The sequence below is a fragment of the Myxococcus vastator genome, from assembly GCF_010894475.1.
Classification (GTDB): Bacteria; Myxococcota; Myxococcia; order Myxococcales; family Myxococcaceae; genus Myxococcus; species Myxococcus vastator.
On sequence record NZ_JAAIYB010000936.1, the window covers coordinates 1 to 646 of the forward strand.

Genomic DNA, 646 nt, shown 5'->3' on the forward strand with positions numbered 1-646 from the left:
GAGGTCCCCCGCGCGCGCCCGCACCGCCCCCTTGCGCGTCACGAAGCAGTTCTTCCCGAAGTGGTGCTCACGGGCGATGTAGTTGTGGTGGCAGTTCACCGCCGCGTCCTTCAGCTCGAACGGAGGCAGCTCACCGCTCAGCCGCAGCGCCTCCACCGCCTCATGCAGCATCAGCGCCCGGTTCGTGGCGGCGTAGTCCTGCGCCCAGCTCACCGCGAAGACGTAGTCCTCGAAGTGCTCCGTCCCCTCCGCCAGGTACGCCAGGTCCCCATCCGGCAGGTTGATGAACCAGCGGCGCATGTCCTCCTTCGCCAGCTCGATGAAGTAGCTCCCGATGCGGTTCCCCACGCCGCGCGAGCCGGAGTGCAACATCAGCCACACGCCCTCCGACTCATCGAGGCACAGCTCGATGAAGTGGTTCCCCGTCCCCAGCGTCCCCAGGTGCGACAGCTCCGGCCCACGGCCGATGCGCGGATGCTTCCCGACGATGCGGTCGTACCCCTCCACCAACCGCGCCCACTCCTGCTGGTGCCGCGCGGGCGCCACACGCCACGCGCCCATGTCGTTGCGGCCACCGTTGTCGGAGCGGCCATGCGGCACCGCCCGCTCAATCGCCGAGCGCACCCCACGCAGCGAGTCCGGGAGC

General features: G+C 69.7%; 1 protein-coding gene. It reads right to left on the reverse strand.

What is annotated here, in order from left to right; genetic code table 11:
- Positions 1-646, reverse strand: a 646-nt coding sequence (locus tag G4D87_RS38430) for an RtcB family protein (protein ID WP_163787672.1), incomplete at both ends; no start/stop codon positions are given.